This is a genomic window from Ilyobacter sp., from assembly GCF_041583315.1.
Taxonomy (GTDB): Bacteria; Fusobacteriota; Fusobacteriia; order Fusobacteriales; family Fusobacteriaceae; genus Ilyobacter.
On record NZ_JBFHGC010000382.1, the window covers coordinates 1 to 2,837 of the forward strand.

Here is a 2,837-nt window from a genome sequence, read left to right on the forward strand (position 1 = left end):
CCCCTTATATGCTCTATGTGAGATATAAAACTACTAAAAATGATGTGGAAAGTAAATACAAGAAAGAAAGCGGAAGGCTAGAGGCTCTAAAAGAGAGAGGCGGATGTTTTCCAAAAGCAATATATATGGCAGTAACGGCTTATCTTTTGGGAATAGGATTTATAGTCTATGCATATGTCACGGCAGGATGATTTTTAATAATTTTATAAGAAAAACCCTCACGACTGATGAGGGTTTTTCCTTTGTAAAAACTTTGAGATTTAATTTATAAAAAAAATATTCTACTTGCAGTAAGGTATGTTTTTTAGAAAAGTACCTCTTTTATCTTTTTTACAACTCCGTTCTGATTGTTATTTTCTGCAATGAAATTTGCTTCTTTCTTTAAAAGAGGGTGAGCATTTTCCATGGCGTAGCTGTATTTGGCATTTTTTATCATCTCAAGGTCATTTAGATAATCTCCGAAAACCATGGTTTCGCAGGGAGTTATTTCAAAAAAATCCTGTATTTTTTTAATGGCAGTCCCCTTATTGGCATTTATATTGATCATATCAAGCCACAGCTTTCCAGAGACAGCTATATTAAATCTATCCTCATGATTTTTAAAGTACTTATGACTGTTTTCCTCAGAACCATTGAAGTCACAGAGAGTTATTTTTAAGATATCATCATCTATATCAGTAACGTCATCTATGATTTTGAAACGGGAGTAGTACTGAGATACTTCTGATACCAGTCTTTGATCGCTGCTTTCTATATAAGCAGATTTTTTACCGCAAATGACAAGATAGGCACCCTCTATACCTCTGCCAATCTCTATGAGCTCTAAGGCATCTTTCTTGTCAATTGTTACTGAAAACAATTCTTCTCCATTCTGCATTACATAAGTACCATTCTCTGCTATGAAGAGCATGTCGTCTTTTATGGAATCAAATTTTTCCAAGAGATTGTAATACTGTCTTCCGCTGGCTGCAGAAAAGATAATATTTTTCTTACGAAGTTCCTTGAAAACTTCCCAAAATTCATCGTTGATTTTATGGTCATCATTGAGTAGACTTCCGTCCATGTCAGTGGCTATTAATTTGATCATTTGGACCTCCTGGATAATTCTTCTGTTAGTTATTTGCTAATTTCTTTTTACAAAACATGGTAAACCTCTCTCATGATAAAGTCAATATTAAATATTAAAATAGTCATAAATAAACTTTTTTGAAAATCATTTTTTATAAGAGGAATTTATATATGAAATTGGAATACTCAGATAAATAAATTTAGGAGGTATCTATGAAATATATAAAATTTGCCAATTCTCTTTTAAAGACAGATGCTATTCTGGCTCTCAGAATAAGGTTCAAAAATAGTTTTAAGGAAACAGTTTGGAATGTGGAAATTTTTATTAAGGATATCCTGGCTGTAGATGAGAAAGATTATTTTTTTGAAAGTTACAGAAGTGAGGAAGAAGCAAAAAAAAGACTTGATGAGATAGTAAAAATAGCAGGTATAGAGGTCATATAAATTTAACATGTGGGAACAAAGGGCTTGGAGTCAACCCATTGTTCTTCCAAGGTATTTAGTATATATTTTTTTGTTGTAGTTTTCCCAGAACTCCGGGGTCTTTATGGATTCGGGAAATACAGTAAAATCGTTGAGCTCACTTCTTGAAAACCATCTGGCCTCCTCTATAAGGAGTCCTTCACATTCTCTGCAAAAAGGATCCTTGACCCCTATCTCCCCTGAAATAATTTTTCCTTTTAAAAATATTTCTAAGTTATGTGAGTCGTATTGAGGATCCAAAAATTCACTTATAAATAAAATGTCCCCTGTTTCAACGGTGTAACCTGTTTCTTCACACGTTTCCCGCACTGCACAGGCGTGGATATCATTGTCCACATCTTCTAGACCTCCCCCAGGTGGAGCCCACCATTCGGAGCTGCTTTTAGAGTGGAGACTTTTAACCAGTAGTATCTTATCATCTTTAATAACTATGGCAGCTACACGGATTCTATATCTCATAAATGACCACCTTCCCTTCAAAAGAATTATACCGATATTTTGTCATGTTCCTTTTGCCGTTTAAAAAAATCATTTTTAAAAGTTTATTGTAAATTATAAAGGAATTTAAAAGAGCTTTTGAAATATCTATTTAGAATAATGAATATATGTGAGGAGAGGGTAGCTATGAAAAAAATACTATTGTTGCTGTTTGTTTTATTGTTGACTTTTGGATGTGATTCTGAAAAAAAACTGAGCTCAGGGAATGAAAACACAAATCTAAAAAAAGAAATTGTAGGTATTCGTAAACAACTGGACGAAACAGGTAGCCTGGTTTCTGAACAGAATGAAAAAATAAAAACATTGGAAAATTTAAGGGAACAAAATAAGATAGAGCTTGCCGAGAAAGAAAGGGTTATAAAAACATATGAAAGTGAAAATGAACTTCTCATAAACAAAAACCTAGACCTTGCCAGTGAGATAAAGAACAGAAATTTAGAAAGAGTTTACTGGATTATTTTTATCATTGTAAATAATGGATTATGGTATGGTTATTCCAGGAAAAAGAAAGAATAAAGAGCTGCCCGTCGGGCAGCTCTTTAATTATAACCACAGTTTTATCTGAGTTTTTTATGGAGTTACATATTAGAATGGAAATTCATCGTCGTCTTCAAATGATTCGGCTTCCGGCTTAGAACTAGAAGGAGACTGAGGTTTTGCAGGTTTTGAGTAAGCATTGGAATTAGAGTTAGAATATCCTCCCTGAGAACCGCTGTTATCATATGATGATTCGCTGTTTCTTCCTTCTAAAAATTCGATATTGTCTACAATAACGTCATAGGTAGTCC

Annotated in this window: 5 protein-coding genes and 1 pseudogene; 3 read left to right on the plus strand and 3 right to left on the minus strand. The window is 33.6% G+C overall.

Features of this window, described 5'->3' with window-relative positions; all coding sequences use genetic code 11:
- Nucleotides 1-191, plus strand: a 191-nt coding sequence (locus ABZA26_RS11735) for a hypothetical protein (RefSeq protein ID WP_372714708.1), incomplete at its 5' end; no start/stop codon positions are given.
- 113 nt (nucleotides 192-304) lie between these two features.
- Here the strand turns inward: ABZA26_RS11735 and ABZA26_RS11740 are convergent.
- On the minus strand, nucleotides 305-1,087 hold the full coding sequence (locus ABZA26_RS11740) for an HAD family hydrolase (RefSeq protein WP_372714709.1): 783 nt from the start codon (nucleotides 1,085-1,087) through the stop codon (nucleotides 305-307).
- A gap of 194 nt (nucleotides 1,088-1,281) precedes the next feature.
- Between ABZA26_RS11740 and ABZA26_RS11745 the strand changes: the two genes are divergently transcribed.
- The gene (locus ABZA26_RS11745; protein ID WP_372714710.1) at nucleotides 1,282-1,512 is read left to right on the plus strand and encodes a hypothetical protein; all 231 of its coding nucleotides are present in this window, start codon (nucleotides 1,282-1,284) and stop codon (nucleotides 1,510-1,512) included.
- 30 nt (nucleotides 1,513-1,542) lie between these two features.
- On the opposite strand, the gene ABZA26_RS11750 is transcribed toward ABZA26_RS11745, so the two are convergent.
- Nucleotides 1,543-2,010, minus strand: coding sequence for an NUDIX domain-containing protein (locus tag ABZA26_RS11750; protein WP_372714711.1), 468 nt, complete (start codon nucleotides 2,008-2,010; stop codon nucleotides 1,543-1,545).
- A 165-nt stretch (nucleotides 2,011-2,175) separates the two neighbouring features.
- On the opposite strand from ABZA26_RS11750, the gene ABZA26_RS11755 reads away from it, so the two are divergent.
- Nucleotides 2,176-2,565 carry a hypothetical protein gene (locus tag ABZA26_RS11755; protein WP_372714712.1) on the plus strand — a complete coding sequence of 130 codons (390 nt, stop codon included), beginning with the start codon at nucleotides 2,176-2,178 and terminating at the stop codon, nucleotides 2,563-2,565.
- A gap of 69 nt (nucleotides 2,566-2,634) precedes the next feature.
- On the opposite strand, the pseudogene ABZA26_RS11760 reads toward ABZA26_RS11755, so the two are convergent.
- Nucleotides 2,635-2,837, minus strand: a pseudogene (locus ABZA26_RS11760) (single-stranded DNA-binding protein); the annotation flags it as partial.

What these genes read in the sequence shown, in the direction of transcription:
- ABZA26_RS11740 (WP_372714709.1), bottom strand. Translation starts at nt 1,087, where the DNA reads ATGATCAAATTAATAGCCACTGACATGGACGGAAGTCTACTCAATGAT.
- ABZA26_RS11745 (WP_372714710.1), top strand. Translation starts at nt 1,282, where the DNA reads ATGAAATATATAAAATTTGCCAATTCTCTTTTAAAGACAGATGCTATT.
- ABZA26_RS11750 (WP_372714711.1), bottom strand. Translation starts at nt 2,010, where the DNA reads ATGAGATATAGAATCCGTGTAGCTGCCATAGTTATTAAAGATGATAAG.
- ABZA26_RS11755 (WP_372714712.1), top strand. Translation starts at nt 2,176, where the DNA reads ATGAAAAAAATACTATTGTTGCTGTTTGTTTTATTGTTGACTTTTGGA.